The sequence below is a fragment of the Herbiconiux sp. genome, from assembly GCF_004297105.1.
In the GTDB taxonomy this organism is placed as follows: Bacteria; Actinomycetota; Actinomycetes; order Actinomycetales; family Microbacteriaceae; genus Herbiconiux.
In genome coordinates this window covers 579,332-601,847 of record NZ_SCVE01000012.1, presented here as the reverse complement: position 1 = coordinate 601,847, position 22,516 = coordinate 579,332, and the positions used below count along the sequence as shown (strand labels likewise).

The following is a 22,516-nucleotide window of genomic DNA, read 5'->3' as shown; positions in this document are numbered from 1 at the left end:
GTGGGAACGCGGGAGAATGGGGGGATGCTGCTCACTGTGCTCGGAACCGCGACTCCTTACCCGCGACCGGGCAATGCCTGCTCCGGCTACCTGCTGCAGAGCGGAGCGGGCGGTGCGCACGGCGCGGGGGCTGCCGGCGGGGAAGCGGGCGCAACCGGCGCGGGTGCGGCGCCCGCGCAGCCGGAGCGCCTCACCACGATCTGGATCGACGCCGGAACCGGCACGCTCGCCGAGCTCCAGCGCCACACGACCCTCCCCGAGCTCGACGCCATCTGGATCTCCCACCGCCACGCCGACCACTCCGCCGATCTCCTCGTGGCCTACTATGCGCTCCGGTTCGCCGAGCTGCGGCCGGCGCATCCGATTCCTCTGTTCGGTCCCGAGGGGCTGCTCGAGCGACTCGGGGCCTTCCTCGGCCCGAACTCGGTCGACGAGTTGCCGCGGGTGTTCGACTTCCGCCCACTGAGCGGGTTCGGCGAGGCCCGCGTCGGGCCACTCGCGCTCTCGTGGGGCCCGGTGCAGCACGGTGTGCCCGCGTTCGGGCTCACCGTCGATGAAGGCCTGCGCCGCTTCGCCTACTCGGGCGACTCCGCCCCCTGCCTCTCGCTCGAGGAGATCGCCGAGAACGCCGACCTGCTGCTGGTCGAGGCGGGCTACGCGACATCCGAGGCCGCCGGCACGGATGCACCCGCTCACCACACCCCCGAAGACACCGGCCGCACGGCCACCACGTCGGGCGCACGCCACCTCGTGCTCACCCACATCGCCGACACCGTGTCACCGGCCGAGGCGCGCGCCCGAGCATCCGCGTGCTACGACGGCCCGATCACCGTCGCCGAGCCGGGCGCCCGCATCCCGATCTGACGGCCAGCGCCGCCCGGGTGTCGACGGATGTCGCGGGCAATGACGGATTAAGGCTCCGTCGTGCTCCGCTGCACGCCGAATTCTCCGTCGATCCGGGAGGGGCCGTGCGGAGGAGGGGGTCAGGTGGCCGGGGCGCCCGTCACGATCCACCGCGATCCGCGCGCCCTCAGCCCCAGCGTGAGCGCCCGCGCCCCGATGTACCCGAAGCCGAACGCCGCCCAGAGCCAGAGCAGCCCGGCCACCCCGGAGGGCTGCAGCACCGCCACCGCGGCGAGCAGCGGCGCATACATCGCGAGGTTCACGATCCCCGTCAACGCGAGATATCGAGCATCACCCGCTCCGATCAGCACCCCGTCGAGCACGAACACGAACCCGGCCAGTGGAATCCCCGCCGCCATCAGCAGCAGAGTCGCCGACACCGCCTGCTGCACCTCGGGCGACGGGCTGAACACCGGCCCCGCGAACGGTGCCAGAACGGCGAGCACCGCGCCGAGCACCACGCCCGACAACAGGCCCCAGCGGATGAGCCGTCGGGTCACCGCGTGCACACGGGGCACATCCGATGCGCCGAGGCCGTGCCCCACCAGTGCCTGCCCCGCGATCGCGAGCGCGTCGAGCATGAACGCCGACGTCGTGAAGATCGTCATCGCGATCTGGAACGCGGCCAGCTGCGTCACGCCGAGCGACGACGCCACCACCACCGAGGCCAGGAGGGCCGCCCGCAGTGACGCGGTGCGCACGAACAGCCACCCTCCGGCGGTGGCCGCGCCCGAGACGCCGTCGAGGGCGGGCCGCAGCGAGATGCGCTGGGCACGGGCGGCCCGCACCGCGATCACCACGTACACCGCCGCCATCCCCCACTGGGCGAGAACCGTGCCGATCGCAGAACCCGCGATCCCCCACCCGGCGCCGTAGATCAGCACGGCATTGAGGAGTGCGTTGGCCGCGAATCCGGTCACCGCCACCACGAGGGGGGTGCGGGTGTCCTGCAGTCCGCGCAACAGGCCGGTGGCCGCGATCACCACGAGCATCGCGGGCAGCCCGATCAGCGAGAGCGTGAGGTACGTCGTGGCCTCCGCCTCCACGGCCGGTGTCGATCCGAACAGCCGGATGACGGCTCCCGCGAGCGGCCACGCCACGAGAGCCAGCACGATCCCCACACCGAGCGCGAGCCACATCCCGTCGATGCCGGCTTTGACGGCACCCGGGGTGTCACCGGCGCCGAGTCGGCGGGCGACCGCGGGGGTGGTCGCGTAGGCGAGGAAGATGAGCAGCCCCACGATGGTCTGCAGAACGGCGCTCGCGATGCCCAGGCCGGCCAGCGGATCCTCGCCGAGATGACCCACGAGAGCGGTGTCGGTGAGGAGGAAGAGCGGCTCGGCGACGAGCGCCCCCAGCGCCGGAACCGAGAGGCGAAGGATGTCGCGATCGATCGTCAGCACCTGCTCAGCCTAGAACGGTGGTGCGGTGACTCGGCCGACTGGTAACGTGCGAATCGTCGACCCGGATGCGCTGTCCCGCAGCCGCAGAGCCGACCTGAACACGAGAGGCCGAGATGGCTGAATTCACCTATGGTCCGGTCGAGCTGATCCTCGTGGGGTTCGAGGGCGAGCGCCCCGGGCCCGAGATCGTGCAGGCCTTCGAAGAGGTCATCGATTCCGGCGCCGTGCGCCTGCTCGATCTGCTCTTCGTCACGAAGTCGCCCGAGGGCGACCTGGAGGTGCTCGAACTCGAAGACGCCGGAGACGCGATCGGCTTCGGCGAACTCGTGCTCGAGGCCACGGGACTGGCCTCGGTCGACGACGTGGAGGAGCTCGCCGCCGATATCCCCGCCGGTTCCTCGGCCGCACTGCTCGTGGTGGAGCTGGTGTGGGCGAAGTCGCTCGCGTCGAAGCTCGCCGCCGGCCGTGGCGCCGTTATCAGCACGGAGCGCATCCCGGCGCCCGTGGTCAACGAGGTTCTCGCGCTCATCGCCGAGTAGCTGCCTCGACGACACCCGCGCGGCATCCGTCGCACCCCCGCATCACCCCGAGACGTACCCAGAGGAGTTATGAAATGCCCGGATTCAGAAGAATGGGCCGACCCGGCCTCCTCGGCCTCGCCGCCCGCACCGCCGTGGTGGCCGGAACCGCAAGTGCGGTGAGCGGCGGCATGCAGCGCCGCCAGCAGCAGAAGTCGCAGGAAGAGCAGCAGCAGGAGGCCTGGGCCGCCCAGCAGCAGCAGGCGCAGATCGACGCGGCTGCGGCCGCGGCCGTCGCGGCGCAGACCCCCGCGGCTCCGGTGGCCCCGCCCCTGGTCGCGCCGGCGCAGGCGGGCCCGGCCGGTGGGGTGGACATCATCGCCGAGCTCCAGAAACTCGCCGCGCTCAAGGAGCAGGGCATCCTCACCGACGACGAGTTCACGGCGGCCAAGGCCAAGCTGCTCGCCTGACGCGAGCGACCACCCGCCCGACCGCGCCCGCCGCAGCTACGGGCGGTAGGCGCTGACGTCGCAAGTGTGGATGGCGCTCGCATCCGTGAGGATCCGGTAGTCGTAGGACGCGCAGTCGCGGAAGGTGGCGATGCTCACCTTCCGGCTGGATCTCTCCAGCACGCCTTTGGATGGCCCGTCCGAGCCGATGCCTGCCCGGTGCACCATCCATTCGATGTCCTCGGCCTCCTCGGCCAGGTAGCGCATGACGGCTTCGTTGTCTCTGTGCTGTCCGAGATGCCTGCGGGCCACGGTGCTCCTGATCGCCCGCAGAATCGGCGGCAGCGCGCGATCCGGCGGGGAGCTCAGACCGCCCGCTTGATACAGGAACCGCTTGACACCCTGGCGTCGCATGGCCGGCACGAGCTGACGCACGAAGGCGGTGTTGATCTCCTGCGATTTCTGCAGGCGCGCATTGCCCAGGAGCGAGACCACGAAGTCGGAGCCGTGCACGAGACGGTCGAGGTCGATCGGGTCGGTGATCGATCCCCGGTGGATCTCGAGATGCGGGGTGGCGGGGTCGAGCGTGCCGGGGTCGCGTACCAGAACCCTGACGCGGTGACCCTCGTTCAGTGCCAGCGAGGTGAAGTGCCGGCCCGTTCGGCCGGTCGCGCCGAAGACGAGAAAGGTCTTCTGAACCATCACGATGTCTGTACCTCCGGATCGATGGTGACGATGAGCTTGGCCGCGGAGACGCCCGCGCGGAGCTCGGCCAGCGCCCCGGGTATCTGCGAGAGGCCGACGCCGGAGAGTCGCGGCTCAGGTGCCGGCCGGAATCGCCCGGAGGCCAGTGCCTCGGGGAGGAAGTCGCGGAAGATGGCCGGACCGACCGGCGACACCACGGGGGTTCCGCCCCAGATGCTGGTCACCCGGATGCCGCGGGTTCGCTCCAGGAGTGCCCGCAACCGCGTGATCGGATCGGGGTAGGCGGATGCGATCCGCTTGTCTCCCTCGGTGCCGCGGACGACGCGGAGCGCATGCGTCAGGGAGCCGCTCCCGATGGCGATCGTGCCCGCGAGCTGACGACCACCCACGGCGTCGATGACCTCGAGGTGCACGTCGCGGTCGCGGTAGTCGAAGACCGCCTCCGCTCCGAGCGACCGCACGAGGTCGTGGTTGTGGCGCCCGGCGGTCGCGACGACGGCGTAGCCGCTGGCCCGCGCGAGCTGGACGGCGTTGGTTCCGACGCTGGTGGATGCTCCCCACACCAGCACGACCTCGTCGCGGACAGGCGGCGTGGAACCCGGGAACGGCAACGCGAGCTGATCCTCTTCGTACAGTCCCGCGGCGGCCGTCGAGAGCGCCAGCGGGAGAACCGAAGCCCGCTCGAAGGACACGGCGTCGGGGATCCCGGTGCACACGCGCTCCAAGACCGTGACGTAGCGCTGGAACCCGCCCTCCGAGGGGGTGTTGCGGGGTCGCTCCTGGCCGGCCGCGAAGCCCACGACCCGATCGCCGATGCGGAATCGCGTCACACCCTCGCCCACAGCGGCGATCTCACCGGCGACATCGGTGCCGATCACCGTCGGATACCGCACCCACGGCGTGACCAGGCGGCGGAACGGGGCGGGGATCGCATCGACCGGGTTGACCGCCACCGATCGCACCCGCACGACGACCTGGCCCGGCCCCGGTGACGGCCGGCCGGCCTCTCGCACCTCGAACCGACCCCGGGCGTCGAGCCACAGCGCTTCGTTGCCGCCGCTCACGGTCGCACACCCGCAGGGGGTGGGTAGGTGCTGGTTCGCGTGGTCATCTCGGACTCCTCATCGTCATGACAGGTCGTGTCGTCACGATAAGTATGACACGACGTGTCATCAACTAGACTGGATGTCATGCGATGGGCGCCGGACTCACGCGCTCGCCTTCAGCGGGCGGCCTTCGAGCTGTTCGCCGAACAGGGGTACTCGGCGACGACGGTTCCCCAGATAACCGCCAGGGCCGGCCTGACGACGAGAACGTTCTTCCGGTACTTCGCCGACAAGCGCGAGGTGATCTTCGGTGGGAACGAGATACCGGAGCGGGCTGCCCGGCTGATCGCCGAGGCCCCCGCGGATCTCGAGCCGATGGAAGTCGTACGGCTCGTGCTCGATCGTGTCGCGACGGAGCAGTTCGCGGGCCAAGGAGAGCAGACGGCCGCGCTCCGGGCGATCATCCACGCGAACGACTCGTTGCGTGACCGGGATGCCCGCAAGCGGGATGACCTCGTGCGCGCGGCTCGCGCCGCATTCATCGAGCGGGGAGTGCCCTCACTCCGGGCCGGCGTGGTCGCCGAGCTCGGGGCTCTGCTCTTCCATACCGCCCTCGAGGAGTGGGCGACCGACCACGAGTCACGCTCGATGACCGTCGTCCTCGACCAGGTCATGGCGCTGCTGGACGCGGAGACGCACGCGTAGCGCGGTGGCGGGTATCCACTCGGCGCACGTGATTAGAGTTGGCGTGTGACTGCATCCGGAATCGACACGACCGCACTCGACCCGACCATCCGCGCACAGGACGACCTGTTCCGCCACGTCAATGGCAAATGGATCGCGGCGACCCCGATCCCCGACGACAAGGCGCGCTGGGGCTCCTTCTACCAGCTCGCCGAAGAGGCCGAGAAGGCCGTGCGCGTGATCATCGAGGAGGCGCAGACCGCGCCCGAGGGCACCGAGGCCCGGAAGTTCGGCGACCTGTTCACGAGCTTCATGGACGAGAAGCGCATCGACGAACTCGGTGCCGCCCCCGTCGCCCCTCAGCTCGCCCTGATCGACACGATCGACGACGTGGTGTCGCTCGCCCGCATCCTGGGCCGCCTCGAGCGCGAAGGCGTCTCGGGCCTCCTGCGTCTCTTCGTCGACAACGACCCGGGCAACCCCGAGCGCTACCTCGTGTTCGTGGAGCAGGGCGGCATCTCGTTGCCGGATGAGAGCTACTTCCGCGATGAGAAGTTCGCGCCCATCCGCGAGGCCTACCTCGCCCACATCCAGCGGATGTTCGAACTCGCGGGTCTCGATGACGCCCCCGTGCGTGCCCAGCGCGTGTTCGACCTCGAGACGCTGATCGCGACGTCGCACTGGGACAACGTGCGCACCCGCGATGCGCAGGCCACCTACAACCTCGTGTCGTGGGGCGAGTTCCTCGACCTCGCGGGCGACCTGGCGAACGTGCCCGCGGCGGCGGCCGTGGAGACCAGTCCCGGTGCCGGTGCCGACGCGAGCATCGAGGATGACGACGATGACGCGGATGTCTCGCTCTTCGAGATCTGGAAGAACGCGCTCGACGCCCCCGACGGGGTCTTCGACGAACTCGTGGTGCGCGAACCCAGTTTCATCACGGGGCTCGCGGAGGCACTCACATCCGTTCCCCTCGAGAGCTGGAAGGACTGGCTCTCCTGGAAGGTCGTGCACGGCTGGGCGCCCTACCTCTCGAGCGGTTTCGTCGAGGAGAACTTCGACTTCTACGCGCGCACCCTCACCGGCACGCCGAGCATGCGCGAGCGGTGGAAGCGCGGCGTCTCGTTCACCGAGGGCGCGATGGGCGAGGCCATCGGCCGCATCTACGTCGAGCAGCACTTCCCGCCGACGGCGAAGGCCGCCATGGACGTTCTGGTCGACAATCTCATCGAGGCCTACCGCGAGTCGATCTCGACCCTCGACTGGATGAGCCCGGCCACCCGCGAGCGCGCCCTCGAGAAGCTGGGCAAGTTCACGCCGAAGATCGGTTTCCCCGAGAAGTGGCGCGACTACTCCTCGCTCGTGGTCGACCCCGCCGACCTCATCGCGAACGTGCGGGCCACGAGCGAGTTCGAGTTCCAGCGCGAGCTCGGCAAGATCGGCAAGCCGCTCGACCGCGACGAGTGGTTCATGACCCCGCAGACCATCAATGCGTACTACAACCCCGGCTTCAACGAGATCGTCTTCCCCGCCGCCATCCTGCAGTTCCCGTTCTTCGACGAGACGAGGGATGCCGCCGCCAACTACGGTGCCATCGGCGCCGTGATCGGGCACGAGATCGGCCACGGCTTCGACGACCAGGGCTCCCGCTTCGACGGCGACGGCCGGCTCACCGACTGGTGGACGGCCGACGACCGGGAGGCGTTCGACAAGCTCACCTCCTCCCTCATCGCCCAGTACGACGCCCTCGCTCCTGCTCAGGTTCCGGACCACCACGTGAACGGTGCGCTCACCATCGGCGAGAACATCGGCGATCTCGGAGGCCTCGGAATCGCGTGGAAGGCGTACCTGCTCTCGCTGCGTGACGCATCCGGAACCGTGGTCGAGCCCCCCGTGATCGACGGGCTCAGCGGCGCCCAGCGCTTCTTCCTCTCCTGGGCTCAGGCCTGGCAGCAGAAGTCGCGCGACGAGGAGGTCATCCGTCTGCTGTCGATCGACCCGCACTCGCCGAACGAGTTCCGCTGCAACCAGATCGTGCGCAACATCGACGAGTTCTACGATGCCTTCGACGTGACTTCATCAGACAGTCTCTGGTTGAACCCAGGTGAACGTGTGACCATCTGGTAGTAGCCCGTTGGCTGCTGCCTGGGCGAATGCGGGACGAGCCGCGCTTCAGGCAGCGCCCGGCTGAAGGAGGACACCCGAGCATGGCCGATTCCATCCGGCGCCGCGCCCGCAGTGAGCGCGAGGAGATCGCCCCGCGCGGGCGGCGATCGGATGCCACGGCCGACGATGGTGTGATCTTCCGCAAAGGCTTCGCCTCGCTGACCGAACTGGCGCTGTCGGGCGTGCAGGTCACGGCCTGTGCGATCGATGTGGCATCCGGACGGGTGCTGTTCTCGGTCGACGATCATCTGTCGGTGCCGACGGCCTCGATCGGCAAGGTGCTGCTGCTCATCGAGGTGGCGGCACGCATCTCGGCGCGGGATGGCGCGTCGGCTTCGGGAGGATCGGGCTCACCCTCGGCCCGCACGGCCCGGGCCGCCCCCGGTGCCGAGGCGCTCAGCATCCTGAACCGCACCGCTCAGGACTCGGTCGGTGACTCCGGTCTCTGGCAGCACCTGCAGGTGCCCGCGCTGCCCGTGGCCGATCTCGCCGCGCTCATCGGGGCCACGAGCGACAACCTCGCCACGAACGTGCTGCTGCGCCGTATCGGCCTCGACGCCGTGCGGTCGCGCGCCGAGTCGCTCGGCCTCCGCCGCACCCTGCTCCTCGACATCGTTCGCGATGTGCGGGGCCCGGATGATGCGCCTCAGCTCTCGGTGGGATCGGCGCGCGAGCTCGCGGGCCTGTTCCGGCAGCTCGCCCGCGGCGAGGTGGTCGACGAGACGACCTCGCGTCTCGTGAGCGGCTGGCTGGGGCTGGGCGCCGACCTCTCGATGGTCGCGGGCGCGTTCGGGCTCGACCCGCTGGCGCACACGGGGGAAGACCACGGGCTCTCGCTCTTCAACAAGACGGGAACGGATGCGGGGGTGCGCTCGGAGGCGGGCGTGGTGACGGGCCCCCGCGCGGGTGTCTCCTATGCGGTGACCATGCGCTTCAACGACACCGGCTTGCCGGCTCGCCTCTCGGTGCTCGACGCGATGCGCACGCTTGGCACCGACTTCCTGGAGTACGTCTACTAGAGCAGAGCGTGCCTGCCGACGTGCCACACCGTGTGGCAGGTCGACGTCGGAAGCCGCATGACGTGGCAACTCGATGGGCCTGAACGCGGGGGCGGGCCCACTTGGCCTCGCCCGTGCGATCAGGGGTGGCCGATGGCGTCGCGGCGCAGCATCCGGAGCGCCTCGCCCACTGCCGGGATGCCGGCGGCGCCGGGGCGGGTGACGGCCACGATCCAGCGATGGTCGCCGGCAGCCGTGGGCCGGGCGGTGACGCCCGCGGGAACGGGTGAGGCCGCGATCGCGAGGGCCGGCACCAGAGCCACGCCGAGGCCCGCCGCCACCATGCTCATCACGGCCACGAAATTGTCGGTCTCGAAGCCGATCGACGGGGCGAAGCCGCTCGTGGCGCAGGAGTCGAGCAGGTGGCTGCGGCAGCGCGGACAGCCCGCGATCCAGTTCTCGTGCCGGAGGGCCGAGAGGGCGATCGGGGCCGCGGTGGCGGCATCCGTCGGCAGCGAGCTCGTCGCGGAGAGAACCGGATGGCCGTCGGGCACCAGCACGAGCACCTCGTCGCGAACGAGTTCGTGCACCTCGAGCCCGTCGGCGCTCGCCGCGAAGGGGTCTTTGCGGTCGGCCGGGTAGTGGAATGCGATCGCGAGGTCGCTGACCCCGTCGCGCACCGCCGTGATGGCCTCTGGCGGCTCGGCCTCGAGATAGGTGAAGCGAACGCCGGCGTGCTCGGCGGCCATCGACTTCAGCAGGCGGGGCACGATCGTGGACGAGGCCGACGGAAACGCGGCGAGCCGCACCCGGCCGGCGCGCAGCCCGGCGAGGTCGGCGAGTTCGCCCGCGGTCGACTCGAGTCCGGCGAGCACGGTGGTGGCGTGCCGGGCGACGACGGCACCGGCATCCGTCAACCGGATGCCCCGCCCCGCGCGTGTGACGAGCGGCATGCCGATGCGCGACTCGACCTTCTTCAGGTGCTGGCTCACCGCCGGCTGGCTGAGGCCGAGGACCGCCGCTGCGCGCGTGATCGACCCGTACTCGGCGATGGCGGCGACGACCCGCAGGGTGGAGGAGTCGAGGTCGAACGCGCTGCCGAGCGGGGTGAGCGTCATGAGCACGAGTGTACGCCGCCCATAAGTGCAGATTATGGAATTCATCGAACACTGGTCGTAGTCGAATGGAAGACGGCGCGAGACCATGGAGGCATGACTCCGATCGATGCGCCTGCCCGAAGGGAGGCCGCCGTGCTGCCTCCGCAGCCGGCCCCGTTGGCGCTGGCAGACCTGCGCGACCACTTCTCGGTGCGCCCCGGATACCTCTCGGCCTGCATGATCGGTGTTCCTCCGCGCGAGACGGCCGCCGCGCTCACGGCCGACCTGGCCGACTGGAGTGCGGGGCACCGCGATCCCGGCGTCTACGGAGATGCGGTCGAGCGCTCTCGGAGCGCTTTCGCGCAGGTGTGTTCCATCCCGGTGTCGCAAGTGGCCGTCGGGTCGCAGGTGTCGGTCTTCGCGTCGATGATCGCCGGGTCGCTGCCCGAGGGAGCCGAAGTGCTGGTGGTGGACGGCGACTTCAGCTCGATGGTCTTCCCGTTCCTGGTGCAGGAGCAGCGCGGTCGCATCGCGGTGCGGTGCGTGCCGCTCGCGGAGCTCGCCGAGAGCATCCGCCCCTCGACCACGCTGGTGTCGTTCTCCCTCGTGCAGTCGGCGACCGGGGAGATCGCGGATGCCGATGCCATCGTGGGGGCTGCCGAGCGGTGCGGTGCGGCCACCTTCGTCGACACGACGCAGGCCGTGGGCTGGCTGCCCGTGGACGCCGGCCGGTTCGACGCCACCGTGTGCCATGCCTACAAGTGGCTGTGCTCGCCGCGGGGAACGGCTTTCCTCACGGTACAGCCCGCATTCGCCGAGGGGCTCGTGCCGTCGGCGGCGAACTGGTACGCGGGCGATGACGTGTGGGGATCGTGTTACGGGCCGGGCATGCAGCTCGCCACGACGGCGCGGCGCTTCGACGTGTCGCCCGCGTGGCAGGCCTGGCTCGGCACGGCGCCTGCGCTCGAACTGTTCGCGTCGGCCGACATCGAGGCGGTGCGGGAGCACGCGGTCGGGCTGGCGAACGCGCTGCGGCGGCGGCTCGGCGAGCCCGAGAGCGCCAGCGCGATCGTGACCTGGCCGGATGCCGACGGGTCGGGCATCGCGGCCCTCACCGCGGCGGGCGTCGCGGCCTCGGCCCGGTCGGGCCGGGCTCGTGTGGCGTTCCACCTGTGGAACGACGCCTCCGACGTCGAGCTCGTCTGCGCCGCGCTCGGCCTCGACGTGGTCTAGCTGTGTTCGATCTGAGCACGACCGACCCGGTAGAGGCCCGCGGTTTCGCTCAGATCGGACACACCGAGACGACGAGGTCGAGACGGCGGGCGCTCAGTCGATGAGGTCGAGCTCACGCAGCCGGTGGAGGGTCTCGGCGCCCGCCGGGGGGCATCGGTGCGTGTCGGCCGAGGTGACCCAGTGCACGGCGTCGACCTCGCTGGAGGGGAGCGGGGCATCCGGTGTGGTGGCGGCGAAGAGCTGCATCTCGACCTGCCGGCCCTCGGGCTCACCGTGCGCCTGGGTGGTGACGACGAAGAGCGGCGTGACGCTCGCGGGGTCGAGCGCGATGCTCACCTCCTCGTGCGCCTCGCGGATGACGGCCTCCACCGCCGTCTCACCCGCATCGATCTTGCCCCCGGGCATGAAGTGCACGTCGCGCCCGCGCGCCGTGACCATCAGCACACGCCGATCGCGCACGAGCGCGAGTGCGGCCACCCGGATGGGCGGGAGCGCCAGGGCGGGTTCGGGGCCGCTCACGCGGCTAGGCCCCGGCGCGGCGGTAGTCGTCGAGGGCGACGGCGTCGGAGCCATCCGCTGCCCGCTCGGCCTGCGCGCCCGCGACCTCGGCCGCGTCGGCACCGAGTCCGAAAAGGGTCTCGACTGCGGCGAACACCTCGTCGGCCCGGCCGTCACGAGCGAGCTCACGTGCACGCACGGAGGGAGAGTGAAGGATGACGCCCACGAGGTGCCGCAGCGCCCGCTGCGTCTCCTCGGCGTCGCCGCGCGAGCGCGAGCGATCGATCTCGGCGTCGAGCAGGTCGAACAGGTGCGAGCGCAGCGCCACGACGGCGGGGGTGACGGCGGCTTCGGCCTTGCCCGCGCGGTACTCGGCCGCGGCCTGGTCGACCAGGGCACGGGCATCCGACTCGGCGTTCAGCTCGTCGAGCGGGGCGTGCAGGCTGATGGTCTCGAGGTCGAGCAGCTCGGTGCCGGCGACGGACGCGACCGCGGGGTCGACGTTGCGCGGCAGGCCGAGGTCGATGACGAGTCGGCGCTCGACCGCACCCGGCAGGCCGGCGGCCGACACGAGGTGTTCGGGGCCGAGCACGACGGTCTCGGCGGTGGAGCAGGTGATCACGACGTCGGCGCCGGCGAGAGCGTGCACGTAGTCGGGGCCGGCGACGGGCACCAGGTTCTGCTTGGCGGCGAACACGACCGCGCGGCCCGAGGGCGAGAAGACGCGGATGTCGTCGGCTCCCCGATCGCGCAGGTTGGCCAGCGTGACGCGTGCGTACTGCCCGGTGCCCACGAGCAGGATGCGCGCCGCCGACCAGTCGGTGACCCGGCTCTCGGCGAGGTCGAGCGCGAGGCGGGCGAGCGAGCGGCCGGCACCGCCGAGACCCGTCTTCGTCTTGACACCGCGCGAAGTGTGCGAGGCACGCTGGAAGAGGCGCTCCAGGTCGGATGACGTGGTGCCCTCGATGCGCGCCGTGCTGAGCGCCCGCTTCACCTGGCCCGCGATCTCGTCTTCGCCCACCACCACCGACTCGAGGCCCGACGACACCGCGAACAGGTGGTCGGCCACGGTGTCTCCGCAGAGAACCGTGAGGCTGTCGCGCAGTTCGTCGATGTCGGTTCCGGATGCTTCGCTGAACGATTCGGCCGCCTGCTCCACTGCCAGCGTGAGGCCGGCGGTGAGCGGCTCGTCGACGTCGAGGTAGGCCTCGAAGCGGTTGCAGGTGGCCAGAACCACCGCGCCCTGCACGAAATCGCTCTCGGTCACCAGCGACTTGGCCACGGTCGAGGTGCCGATCGACAGCTTCTCGAGAAGGTCGAAGCTCGCGTTCCGATGGTTCGCGGTCAGGCAGATCAGCACTGCATCAGTGTACGCCCGTCGATGGGGTGCTTCCTCGGAGCGTTCTCAGTCCCACAGGACGGTGGGGTTGGCTGACGCCATGTCGACCGACGGCGAGCCGAGCGACGGGCCGAAGAGCACGGAGCAGCTGCCGGTGGCGCCGTCGGAGGTGGTGCACTGGCCGGAGATCTCGACCCCGCCGATGTAGTCGCCCTGCGCGAGCGTGGGGTTGTCGTAGCTCAGGGTCGGCTCCACCGAGTCGAGCGAGGCCGACCCGTCAGCCGTGAGCGTGCGGGTGATCGAGCCGTCGGCCATCTGGGTTCCGTCGGAGAGGGTGGCGGGGATGGCGAGGCCGCAGCCGGCGTCGAGCGTCTTCTGCGCGAGGCAGGCCTCGGCGGAGGCGCGGACCAGGGCGCGGAACTGCTGCAGCGCGGCATCCGTGAGCGTCGGCTCGATGTCGCTGGTGTCGCCCGACGTGTAGGGGTCGGTGACCAGCACGACGGTCTCGCCCGTCAGGGTGAAGTTCGGCAGCGTGGTGGCGAGCTCGTAGGCGCCCGGGAACACCTCGACCTCGTCGCCGTCGACTGCTTCGCCGTTGACGGTGAGGCCGAGCCCGTCGAACTTCGCGGTGCTGAGGTAGCCGGTGCCGCCCGAGATCTCCCACGAGCCGTCGTCGTCGTAGTCGGTGACGCTGAAGTCGGTGGTGACGGGGGTGTCGCCGAGCAGGTAGCTGGCCGTCACATCGGCCGAACCGCTCGTGCCGGTGGAGTCGAGCACCTCGATGCCCGTGATCGGGGCGAGTTCGTTGGAGGCGGCGAGAACGGTGTCGGTGAGCAGGGTGTCGTCGGACGGCGGGCTGCTGAGGTAGCCGAGCGCGGTCTCGGAGTCGGACTCCGACAGAGCGGTGAGGTAGGCCGAGACGGCATCGGACGGGGATCCGCCGGCCGCAGGGCCGGTTCCGCCCCCTCCGCCGGCCGAGGCGAAGATGCGACCCACCACGAGGGCGATCACGACGATGATGACGATCACGAGGGCGACCGCTCCGCCGATGATGCCGATGATGGCGCCGGTGCTCAGGCCCTTCTTCTTAGGCGCGCCGGGGCCACCGGGGCCACCGGGGCCGCCGGGCTGGGCGCCCGGGTACGGCTGGCCGGGGTAGGGCTGGCCCGGATACTGCGGGGCCGGGTAGGGCTGTGCCGGATACGGCCCGTTCGCCGGGGCGCCGGGGTACGGCGGCTGGCCGCCGGGGTAGGGGGCGGTGGGCTGCGCGTCGGGAACCGCCTGGCCGGTCGAGGGCGTGGCCGGGTAGCCGGGCGTGGAGGGAGCGGGTGGCGCATCCGGGGTCACCGGTGCGGGCTGCGCGAACGGCTGGTCGGGCGCGGGCGGCGCGGTCGGTGGCACCGGCTGCTCGGGGCTCGATGGAGGCCCCTGCTCGTCGTTCGGCCCCTGTGGTGTCTGACGGTCGTCGCTCATGGTGCGCCCCCTGTTGTCGTCACCTGTATATCACGGACCCCAGTTAGGGGGCCAACTCCTCTTGCGCCGCGACACCAGCCCAGATCGCGTGCAGCCGTGTTCCGTAGGATGTGGCGGTGACTCTGCCCGCGAATCATCCGCTCTCCGACGGCCGCACCGCCGACTCCGCCCTCGTCACCACCTACCGCGGAACCCGCGGCCCCGTGACCCCGGTGTGGTTCATGCGGCAGGCCGGCCGCTCGCTGCCCGAGTACCGGGAGCTGCGCGTCGGCACCCGGATGCTCGACGCGTGCCTCGATCCCGCGATGGCGAGCGAGATCACGCTGCAGCCCGTTCGGCGGCACGGGGTGGATGCGGGCATCTTCTTCAGCGACATCGTCATCCCGCTGAAGCTGGCGGGCGTCGACGTCGACATCGTTCCCGGGCGCGGGCCGGTGCTCGCCCACCCCGTGCGCACCCTCGCCGACGTGCAGGCGCTGCCGGATGCGGCGGGGGCCGACTTCTCGGCCGTCGAAGCCGGGGTGGCGCTCACCGTCGCCCAGCTCGGCAGCACTCCTCTCATCGGCTTCGCCGGTGCCCCGTTCACGCTGGCCGCCTACCTCGTGGAGGGCGGACCGTCGAAAGACCACATCCGGGCGCGGACGCTCATGCACTCCGATCCCGAGGCGTGGGCCGCCCTCCTCGGCTGGGCCGCCGAGGTGACCGGCCGGTTCCTGCGCGCGCAGGTTCTCGCGGGCACGAGCGCCGCGCAGCTCTTCGACTCGTGGGTGGGCTCGCTGTCGAAGGCCGACTACGTGGAGCGGGTCGCTCCCTTCTCCCAGCAGGCGCTCGCGCACATCCGGGATCTCGATGTACCCGTGGTGCACTTCGGCGTCGGCAGCGGGGAGGTGCTGAAGCCGATGCACGACATCGGGGTCGACGTGATGGGCGTCGACTGGCGCCTGCCGCTGGATGTCGCGTCGCAACGCCTCGGCGGAGGCGTGACCCTGCAGGGCAACATCGACCCGGCGCTGCTCGCGGCGCCCTGGCCGGTGCTCGAGACCCACGTGCTCGATGTGCTGCGGCGCGGTCGTTCGGCGCCCGCGCACGTGCTGAACCTGGGGCACGGCGTTCCGCCCGAGACCGACCCTGCGGTGCTCACCCGCATCGTGGAGCTCGTGCACGCGCAGACCACGGAGGATGCCCGCGATGACGTCGCCTGACGAGACCGCCGGTCGTTCCGCCGGCGTCGACGTGATCGTGATCGGCGGCGGCGTCGCCGGTCTCGTGGCGGCGCGGCAGCTCGCTCACCTCGGCCACGCGGTGGTGGTGCTGGAGGCGCGCGACTCCGTGGGTGGTTTTGTGGCGAGCCGCGAGGTGGCGGGGGTGCGGGTCGATACCGGAGCCGAGAGCTTCGCCACCCGCAAGGGCACTGTCGCCGCGCTCGCCGCGGAGGTGGGCCTCGCCGACGACATCGTCGCCCCGAATCCGGTCGGCGCCTGGGTGATGTGGAACGGCGGATGCGCGCCCCTCCCCGCCTCGGGACTGCTCGGCATCCCCGGCGTGCCCCTCGCCGACGACGTGCGCCGGATCATCGGGTGGAAGGGTGTGCTGCGCGCGTACGGCGATCGGCTCATGCCGCTCCTCCGTGTGCGCAAGGAGACCGATCTCGGTGACATCGTGCGGCGCCGGATGGGAGCCCGCGTGCTCGAGCGGCTCGTCACGCCGGTGGTCGCGGGCGTGCACTCCGCGGATCCCTCCGTCGTCGACGTGCACACCGTCGCCCCGGGCCTCACCCAGGCGATGACCACGCAGGGGTCGCTGTCGGGGGCTGTGATGGCGCTGCGCGAGCAGGCACCCGCCGGCTCCGCGGTGCAGGGCATCGCGGGCGGCATGCACCGACTCGTCGAGGCGCTCGAGGCCGACTGCCGCTACTACGACGTGCAGTTCCGCACGGCGGCGCGCGTGACGGCGCTGGCACCACACCGCGACGCGGGCGGCTGGACCGTCGAGGTGACGCCGGAGCCGGATGCCGGGGATGCGACGTCGGGTGCTGTGGTGTCCGGTGCTGGGGCGCCGGGTGCTGGGGCGCCGGGTGGCGCGCCCCAGACCCTCACCGCCCGCGCCGTCGTGGTGGCCACCGACTTCCGCCCCGGGCTCGCCCTGCTCGAGGAGGCGGGTGTCGTCGAGGGTGGGGATCGCACCGCCGACCCCGACGAGGCGGCCGACGAGGTCGGCGGTGCGGGGGCGTGGCCCGAGCCCGCATCCGTCGTCATCGCCACGGTCGTGCTCGACGAAGCGCGGCTCGACGCCCACCCGCGCGGCACCGGCGTGCTGGTCGCACCGGGAACGCCCGGTGTGCGGGCGAAGGCGCTCACCCACTCGAGTGCCAAGTGGGCCTGGCTCGCCGAGTCGCTGCCGGCTCACCGGCACGTGGTGCGGCTGTCCTATGGGCGCCGTGACGGGCATCCGGATGGCGCGGTGCGCAGCGGCGCCCCCGGGCCTGAGTCGCAGGAGCCCGGGGAGGCCCCCTTCATGCCCGATCAGGAGACCGTGCTGCGCGACGCGAGCACTCTGCTCGGCGTGCCCCTCTCGTCGGCCGACGTGGTCGGCTTCGCCGTGACTCCGTGGACCGACTCCCTCGCCTTCGCCACCGTCGGTCACCGCGCGCGGGTGCGCCGGATGCTCGCCGCCGTCGAGCGGATCCCCGGCCTCGACGCCGTGGGCGCGTGGGTGTCGGGAACCGGGCTCGCCGCCACGGTGGAGCACGCGCGGAGCACAGCCTCGGCCCTCGCCGCCGAGCTGCGCGGCGACCGCCGGCTGCCGCTCGATTAGCAGGCGTTCAGCTGCCCCGGCCCCGGCCATGCGACCTCAAGGTGAGGGGACTACGCTGGGAAGAACCCTGTACACACGATCGATACGGAGTTCGTAATGCGCGGAAAGTTCATCTTCGTGGTCGGGCTGGCCACGGGCTACGTGCTCGGTACACGCGCCGGGCGCGAGCGCTACGAGCAGATCAAGGCGGGTGCCGAGAAGGTCTGGAACATCCCGGCTGTTCAGTCGGGCGTGCAGTCTGTTCAGAGTTTCGCGGGGTCGCGCGTAGACCAGGTGAAGGCCGATCTGTCGCAGAAGGCGCGCAATGCGCTCGGCGCTCTCATCGGCCGCGAGCCCCTCTCCAGCCCTCAGCAGGCGCGCGGCGGGTCGACGAAGGCGGCAGCGACGCGGTCTGCCACCACGACGAAGGCAGCCCCGAAAGCCGCTCCGAAGAAGCCCGCGGCCAAGCCGGCGGCATCGAAGCCCGCGGCATCGAAGCCTGCGGCCTCCGCCGCATCCGAGTCCGACGAATAACAAGGAGCCGCACGCTGTGACCGAAGAACGCGACAAGCGCGCACGCCGTTCCCTGGCCTCTCTCTTCGCCGAGGTGCCCACCCTCGTCGTGCAGCTCCTCAAAGACGAGATCGAGAACCTCAAACGCGAACTCACGTCGCGTCTGGCGAAGCTCGGCATCGGCATCGGCCTGTTCGTGGCGGCCGCTCTGTTCGCGTTCTTCGCGCTTGCGACGCTGATCGCCGCGGCCGTTCTCGGAATCGCCACGGTCCTGCCCGCCTGGCTCGCCGCACTGATCGTGGCGGTGGCACTGCTTCTGCTCGCGGTCATCCTGGTGCTGGTGGGGGTCTCCTCGGTCAAGAAGGGCGTTCCGCCCATCCCCGAAGACGCCATCACGAGCATCAAGAAAGACATCAACGTCGTCAAGGGATTGGGTCGGTCATGAGCGACGCACAGAAGGTCACCCCCGAAGCCCCTCAGCGCTCGCAGGCCCAGCTGCACGCCGACATCGAGAAGACCAGGGCCGATCTGCGCGCCACCCTCGACGCCATCGAGTTCAAGCTGAACCTGCCGAAGCAGGCCCGGCACGCCGCCCATCGGGTGGCCGGCCGAGTGCGGCGGTTCAGAGCACAGAACCCGGTGGGCTTCGCCGTAGGGGTAGCGGCGGCCGTGGTCGCCGTGGGCGGGGCCGCCTTCCTGGGCTTCCGCTCCGCCGCCAAGAAGTAGCCCGGCGACCGACCGGTCCGCAGCCGCGGTTCAGAACCACCCGCACCGACAACGAAGAAGGATCATGACTGACGACCCGACAGTCGACACGAACACCGAATACACCGCCCGCGACGTCGAGGACTCCGAAGAGGTTCCGGCGCTCGGGTACACGCTCTGGGCGGTCCTGCGCCGCAACCCCGCGCTGCCGTTGGCCGTCGACGGCAGCGATGCTCCGGATGCGCTGGCCGAGATCGACCAGGCCATCGAGTCCATCGAGGCCGAAGACGTGATGGTGCGTGGCATCTATGACGTGTCGGGGCTCCGCGCCGACGCCGACATCATGGTGTGGATGCACGGCAGCGTGCCCGAGACGCTCCAGTGGGCGCTGCGGCAGCTCCGCCGCACCCGGGTCTTCACCCCGCTGCTCCCGGTCTGGAACGCCATGGGCGTGCACCGCGACGCCGAGTTCTCTGCCAGCCACCTGCCCGCGTTCATGCGCGGCAAGGAGCCGGCCGCCTGGCTGACGGTGTATCCGTTCGTGCGCTCGTACGAGTGGTACATCCTGCCCGAAGACGAACGGCGCGCGATGCTCGCCGACCACGGTCGCAAGGGGGCCCAGTACCGCTCGGTGCTCGCCAACACGGTGGCCTCCTTCGCGCTCGGCGACTACGAGTGGATCCTCGCCCTCGAAGACGACGAGCTCACCAACCTGGTCGACCTGATGCGTCACCTCCGGCAGACGGAGGCGCGCCTGCACGTGCGCGAGGAGGTGCCGTTCTTCACGGGGCGGCGCATCGAGATCGCCGAGATCCTCGAGGTGCTGCAGTGAGCGACCCCACGACCTCTGCCCCCGAGTCGCCCGTCGTGGTGCTCGGGGCCAGCCCCGCCGCCGTGAGCGGCCCGGAGCACGTCACCGAGCCGGTGGCCTACGACGCCATCCTGTTGGCCTCCTTCGGCGGGCCGGAGGGACAGGACGACGTCATCCCCTTCCTCCGCAACGTCACCCGCGGCCGGGGCATCCCCGACGAGCGGCTCGAGGAGGTGGCCCACCACTACCGCGCGTTCGGCGGCGTGAGCCCCATCAATGCACAGAACCGCCAGCTGAAGCTCGCCCTCGAGGCCGAGATCGCGTCGCGCGGCATCGACCTGCCCGTGCTGTGGGGCAACCGCAACTGGGACCCGTACCTCCGGGATGCACTCACCGAGGCGCACGAGCGCGGCTACCGGTCGCTGATCGCCGTGGCCACGAGCGCCTACAGCTCGTACTCGAGCTGCCGGCAGTACCGCGAAGACTTCGCGATCGCCCTCGACGAGACAGGTCTCGCGGGTGAGATCACCATCGACAAGGTGCGGCAGTTCTTCGACCACCCCGGATTCGTGCAGCCGTTCGTGACCGGGCTCGTGGCGGCACTCGAGCAGATCCAGCAGACGTTCGAGGGCATCGATCTCACGCGCGAGGTGGAGGTGCTGTTCACCACGCACTCCATCCCCAGCGCCGACGCCGAGCGCTCGGGCCCCGCGTTCCGGGGCTTCGGACCGGACGGCGCCTACGCGGCCCAGCACAAGGCCGTGGCCGAGGTCGTGATGTTCGCGGCGACGGCGGGTGTGGAACTCGCGGATGCCGCGGGCGCGCTCGCTTCGGGAGGAGCATCCGAGATCGGGGCCACGATCGACATCCCGTGGCAGCTCGTGTACCAGTCGCGCTCGGGCCCGCCGACGCAGCCCTGGCTGGAGCCCGACATCAACGACGCCATCGCCGAACTGCCCGCGCGCGGCGTGAAAGCCGTGGTGATCGTGCCGCTCGGCTTCGTGAGCGACCACATGGAGGTGATGTGGGACCTCGACAACGAGGCGCTCACCACCTGCGCCGAGCACGGCCTGTTCGGCCTGCGCACACCGACGCCCGGCGTCGACCCCGCCTACGTCACCGGTCTCGTCGACCTCGTTCTCGAGCGCCGCGACGGCACCCCGACGGCCGATCGCCCGGCGGTCACCGGCCTCGGCCCGTGGTACGACGTGTGCCGCCCCGGATGCTGCGAGAACGTGCGGCTCGGGTTCAAGCCCGCCCTCTCCGGAATCGCCCCCTGAGCGCGGGAGGATCCGACGTGACGAGAACCCTCCGAGTCGCCACTCGCGGAAGCGCTCTGGCGCGCGCGCAGACGGGGCACGTCGTGGCGGCGCTCCGGGAGGCCACCGGCGTGGAGATCGAGACCGTCATCATCACCTCCGAGGGCGATCGCTCCACGGAGTCGCTCGCGAGCCTCGGGGGCACGGGTGTGTTCGCGAGCGCTCTGCGCGAAGCGCTTTTGGCCGGCGACTGCGATCTCATCGTGCACTCGCTGAAAGACCTGCCCACCGCGCCCTACGAGGGACTCGTGATCGGCGCCGTGCCCGAGCGCGAAGATCCGCGTGATGCGCTCTGCACCCGCGACGGTCTCACTCTCGACGAGCTGCCGGAGGGCGCTCGGGTGGGCACCGGGTCGCCGCGGCGGGTGGCGCAGTTGCTCGCGTTGCGGCCCGATCTCGAGATCGTCGACATCCGGGGCAACGTCGACACCCGACTGGGCCGGGTTCGCGAGGGCGATCTGCATGCCGTGGTGCTCGCGTCCGCAGGGCTCGCCAGGCTGGGTAGGCTAGACGAAGCATCCGAACTCTTCGCGCTCGACATCTGGCCGACTGCACCGGGTCAGGGTGCGCTCGCGATCGAGACCCGAGAGGGAGACAGCATTCCCGAGCTTCTGAGCATCGAACACACGCCCACGCGCACGGCCGTTCTGGCCGAGCGCTCGGTGCTCGCTGCCCTCGAGGCCGGGTGCGCGGCTCCCATCGGTGCCACGGCGGTCGTCACCGGCGACTCGCTCGCCCTGTCGGCCACGGTGTACCAGGCCGACGGGGAGGCGGAACTCGGATGCGAGCGCAGCGCCGATCTCCTGGGTGACGACCACCTCGTGGCCGAGCTGCTCGGACAGGCCGTGGCGACCCAACTTCTCGAAGACGGCGCCGCCGAGCTGGCTCCGGTGGGTCCGGCCGCCGAGCTCCGCGACGACAACTGGCCTGGTGGTACGGAATGACCGCGTGGTCGCAACGTCCGCTCGGGGGGTGGCGCATCCTGGTGCCGCGCGGTGGCCCGTGGGGTCATGGGGTCGCGGCCGACCTGAGGGCGGTCGGCGCGAAGCCGATCGTGGCGCCCATGATCAACTTCGCAGCCACGGATGACTCGGAGACCCTCGAGCGAGCGCTCGCCGCCCTGGCTGCCGGCTCGTTCGATTGGCTCACCATGACGAGCGCGACCACGGTCGACGTGCTGACCGCACACCAGGCGGTGGTGCCGCCCGAGACGCACATCGCGGCGGTCGGCGAGACCACGGCGGCGGCGCTCACCGCGGCCGGTTACAAGGTCGACCTCGTGCCGCCGGAAGACAATTCGGCGAAGGGCCTGCTGCGTGAGCTCAAGCGCTTCGAGCAGTTCGGGCCCGAACTGCGCGTGCTGACGCTGCGCAGCGACATCGCGAAGCCGGTGCTCACGCAGGGGCTCATCGCGCGGGGGCACACGGTCGAATCGGTCGTGGCGTACCGCACCATCGGGGTCGAGGTGGATCCGCAGATCAGGGCCGATATCGCTGCGGGTGCGATCGACGCGGTGTTCGTGACATCCGGATCGGTGGCGGAGCAGGTGCAGCGACAGCTGGGCCCCGTGCCGGAATCGACGCTGGTGGCGGCGATCGGTCCGCGCACCGCGGAAGACGCTCGCGCCTACGGGCTGCGCGTCGACGTGATCGCGAAGGGCCGCTCGTCGGAGTCGCTCATCAACGCGGTCATCGAGGTCGCGAACGCCCGTCGCGCCGACTGACGCCGCCCCTCACTCCCCCAGTTGCCACACGATGTGGCAACTCCCTCCTGCAGGCAACACTTGGCGGCAAGTGGCTGTGTCCGCGGGGCGGCTTGAGCGGGTGGGGTGGGCGCCGCCGCGGGCGGCGGGTTGCCACAACT

Annotated in this window: 23 protein-coding genes; 16 read left to right on the top strand and 7 right to left on the bottom strand. The window is 70.9% G+C overall.

Features of this window, described 5'->3' with window-relative positions; all coding sequences use genetic code 11:
• The first annotated feature begins 24 nt into the window (after positions 1-24).
• A complete protein-coding gene (locus EPO52_RS09220; RefSeq protein WP_290805061.1) occupies positions 25-864 on the top strand; it encodes an MBL fold metallo-hydrolase in 840 nt (279 codons plus the stop codon).
• A 119-nt stretch (positions 865-983) separates the two neighbouring features.
• On the opposite strand, the gene EPO52_RS09215 is transcribed toward EPO52_RS09220, so the two are convergent.
• Entirely contained in the window at positions 984-2,306 is a 1,323-nt protein-coding gene (locus EPO52_RS09215) for an MATE family efflux transporter (RefSeq protein WP_290805058.1), read from the bottom strand.
• Between the two features lie 113 nt (positions 2,307-2,419).
• On the opposite strand from EPO52_RS09215, the gene EPO52_RS09210 reads away from it, so the two are divergent.
• Together EPO52_RS09210 and EPO52_RS09205 are read left to right on the top strand one after the other, a co-directional pair.
• Complete coding sequence (locus tag EPO52_RS09210; protein ID WP_290805055.1) at positions 2,420-2,845, top strand: DUF6325 family protein; 426 nt, start codon at positions 2,420-2,422, stop codon at positions 2,843-2,845.
• 74 nt (positions 2,846-2,919) lie between these two features.
• Positions 2,920-3,294, top strand: coding sequence for an SHOCT domain-containing protein (locus EPO52_RS09205; protein WP_290805053.1), 375 nt, complete (start codon positions 2,920-2,922; stop codon positions 3,292-3,294).
• Between the two features lie 36 nt (positions 3,295-3,330).
• Here EPO52_RS09205 and EPO52_RS09200 read toward each other — a convergent pair whose 3' ends face one another.
• Positions 3,331-3,975 (bottom strand): NAD(P)H-binding protein, encoded by a 645-nt coding sequence (locus tag EPO52_RS09200; RefSeq protein ID WP_290805050.1) that lies wholly within the window; start codon positions 3,973-3,975, stop codon positions 3,331-3,333.
• A complete protein-coding gene (locus EPO52_RS09195) occupies positions 3,975-5,042 on the bottom strand; it encodes a zinc-binding alcohol dehydrogenase family protein (RefSeq protein ID WP_290805047.1) in 1,068 nt (355 codons plus the stop codon). Before EPO52_RS09195 ends, EPO52_RS09200 begins: the two co-directional genes overlap by 1 nt.
• A 126-nt stretch (positions 5,043-5,168) precedes the next feature.
• Between EPO52_RS09195 and EPO52_RS09190 the strand changes: the two genes are divergently transcribed.
• The 3 genes from EPO52_RS09190 (at position 5,169) to EPO52_RS09180 (ending at position 8,893) form a co-directional block, all read left to right on the top strand.
• Positions 5,169-5,729: a TetR family transcriptional regulator gene (locus EPO52_RS09190; protein ID WP_290805044.1), complete on the top strand. Its 561-nt coding sequence runs from the start codon at positions 5,169-5,171 to the stop codon at positions 5,727-5,729.
• Positions 5,730-5,774: 45 nt separating this feature from the next.
• Entirely contained in the window at positions 5,775-7,835 is a 2,061-nt protein-coding gene (locus EPO52_RS09185; RefSeq protein ID WP_290805041.1) for a M13-type metalloendopeptidase, read from the top strand.
• Between the two features lie 80 nt (positions 7,836-7,915).
• A complete protein-coding gene (locus tag EPO52_RS09180) occupies positions 7,916-8,893 on the top strand; it encodes a serine hydrolase (protein ID WP_290805038.1) in 978 nt (325 codons plus the stop codon).
• A gap of 119 nt (positions 8,894-9,012) precedes the next feature.
• Here the strand turns inward: EPO52_RS09180 and EPO52_RS09175 are convergent, their stop codons facing one another.
• On the bottom strand, positions 9,013-9,990 hold the full coding sequence (locus EPO52_RS09175) for a LysR family transcriptional regulator (protein WP_290805035.1): 978 nt from the start codon (positions 9,988-9,990) through the stop codon (positions 9,013-9,015).
• 93 nt (positions 9,991-10,083) lie between these two features.
• Between EPO52_RS09175 and EPO52_RS09170 the strand changes: the two genes are divergently transcribed.
• A complete protein-coding gene (locus EPO52_RS09170; RefSeq protein ID WP_290805033.1) occupies positions 10,084-11,202 on the top strand; it encodes an aminotransferase class V-fold PLP-dependent enzyme in 1,119 nt (372 codons plus the stop codon).
• A gap of 93 nt (positions 11,203-11,295) precedes the next feature.
• On the opposite strand, the gene EPO52_RS09165 is transcribed toward EPO52_RS09170, so the two are convergent.
• Genes EPO52_RS09165 through EPO52_RS09155 form a run of 3 tightly spaced genes read right to left on the bottom strand, consistent with a single transcriptional unit; the run spans position 11,296 to position 14,512 of the window.
• Positions 11,296-11,721: an NUDIX domain-containing protein gene (locus EPO52_RS09165; protein ID WP_290805030.1), complete on the bottom strand. Its 426-nt coding sequence runs from the start codon at positions 11,719-11,721 to the stop codon at positions 11,296-11,298.
• A 4-nt stretch (positions 11,722-11,725) separates the two neighbouring features.
• On the bottom strand, positions 11,726-13,060 hold the full coding sequence (locus tag EPO52_RS09160; protein ID WP_290805027.1) for a glutamyl-tRNA reductase: 1,335 nt from the start codon (positions 13,058-13,060) through the stop codon (positions 11,726-11,728).
• 45 nt (positions 13,061-13,105) lie between these two features.
• Positions 13,106-14,512 (bottom strand): hypothetical protein, encoded by a 1,407-nt coding sequence (locus tag EPO52_RS09155; RefSeq protein WP_290805025.1) that lies wholly within the window; start codon positions 14,510-14,512, stop codon positions 13,106-13,108.
• 116 nt (positions 14,513-14,628) lie between these two features.
• Between EPO52_RS09155 and hemE the strand changes: the two genes are divergently transcribed.
• The 9 genes from hemE to EPO52_RS09110 all read left to right on the top strand — a co-directional run bounded on the left by hemE (position 14,629) and on the right by EPO52_RS09110 (position 22,376).
• Positions 14,629-15,714, top strand: a complete 1,086-nt coding sequence (gene hemE / locus EPO52_RS09150) for a uroporphyrinogen decarboxylase (protein ID WP_290805022.1) — start codon at positions 14,629-14,631, stop codon at positions 15,712-15,714.
• Positions 15,701-17,326 (top strand): FAD-dependent oxidoreductase, encoded by a 1,626-nt coding sequence (locus tag EPO52_RS09145; protein ID WP_290805019.1) that lies wholly within the window; start codon positions 15,701-15,703, stop codon positions 17,324-17,326. Before hemE ends, EPO52_RS09145 begins: the two co-directional genes overlap by 14 nt.
• Before the next feature lie 96 nt (positions 17,327-17,422).
• Positions 17,423-17,839: a YtxH domain-containing protein gene (locus EPO52_RS09140; protein ID WP_290805016.1), complete on the top strand. Its 417-nt coding sequence runs from the start codon at positions 17,423-17,425 to the stop codon at positions 17,837-17,839.
• A 16-nt stretch (positions 17,840-17,855) separates the two neighbouring features.
• The gene (locus EPO52_RS09135; protein WP_290805014.1) at positions 17,856-18,263 is read left to right on the top strand and encodes a phage holin family protein; all 408 of its coding nucleotides are present in this window, start codon (positions 17,856-17,858) and stop codon (positions 18,261-18,263) included.
• Entirely contained in the window at positions 18,260-18,544 is a 285-nt protein-coding gene (locus tag EPO52_RS09130; protein WP_290805011.1) for a DUF3618 domain-containing protein, read from the top strand. The genes EPO52_RS09135 and EPO52_RS09130 overlap by 4 nt, the downstream gene beginning before the upstream one ends.
• A gap of 64 nt (positions 18,545-18,608) precedes the next feature.
• Complete coding sequence (gene hemQ, locus EPO52_RS09125; RefSeq protein WP_290805008.1) at positions 18,609-19,355, top strand: hydrogen peroxide-dependent heme synthase; 747 nt, start codon at positions 18,609-18,611, stop codon at positions 19,353-19,355.
• Positions 19,356-19,393: 38 nt separating this feature from the next.
• Positions 19,394-20,614, top strand: a complete 1,221-nt coding sequence (locus tag EPO52_RS09120) for a ferrochelatase (RefSeq protein WP_290806177.1) — start codon at positions 19,394-19,396, stop codon at positions 20,612-20,614.
• A gap of 17 nt (positions 20,615-20,631) precedes the next feature.
• Positions 20,632-21,597: a hydroxymethylbilane synthase gene (hemC, locus tag EPO52_RS09115; protein ID WP_290805005.1), complete on the top strand. Its 966-nt coding sequence runs from the start codon at positions 20,632-20,634 to the stop codon at positions 21,595-21,597.
• Positions 21,594-22,376, top strand: coding sequence for a uroporphyrinogen-III synthase (locus EPO52_RS09110; protein ID WP_290805002.1), 783 nt, complete (start codon positions 21,594-21,596; stop codon positions 22,374-22,376). Before hemC ends, EPO52_RS09110 begins: the two co-directional genes overlap by 4 nt.
• Positions 22,377-22,516: the final 140 nt, after the last annotated feature.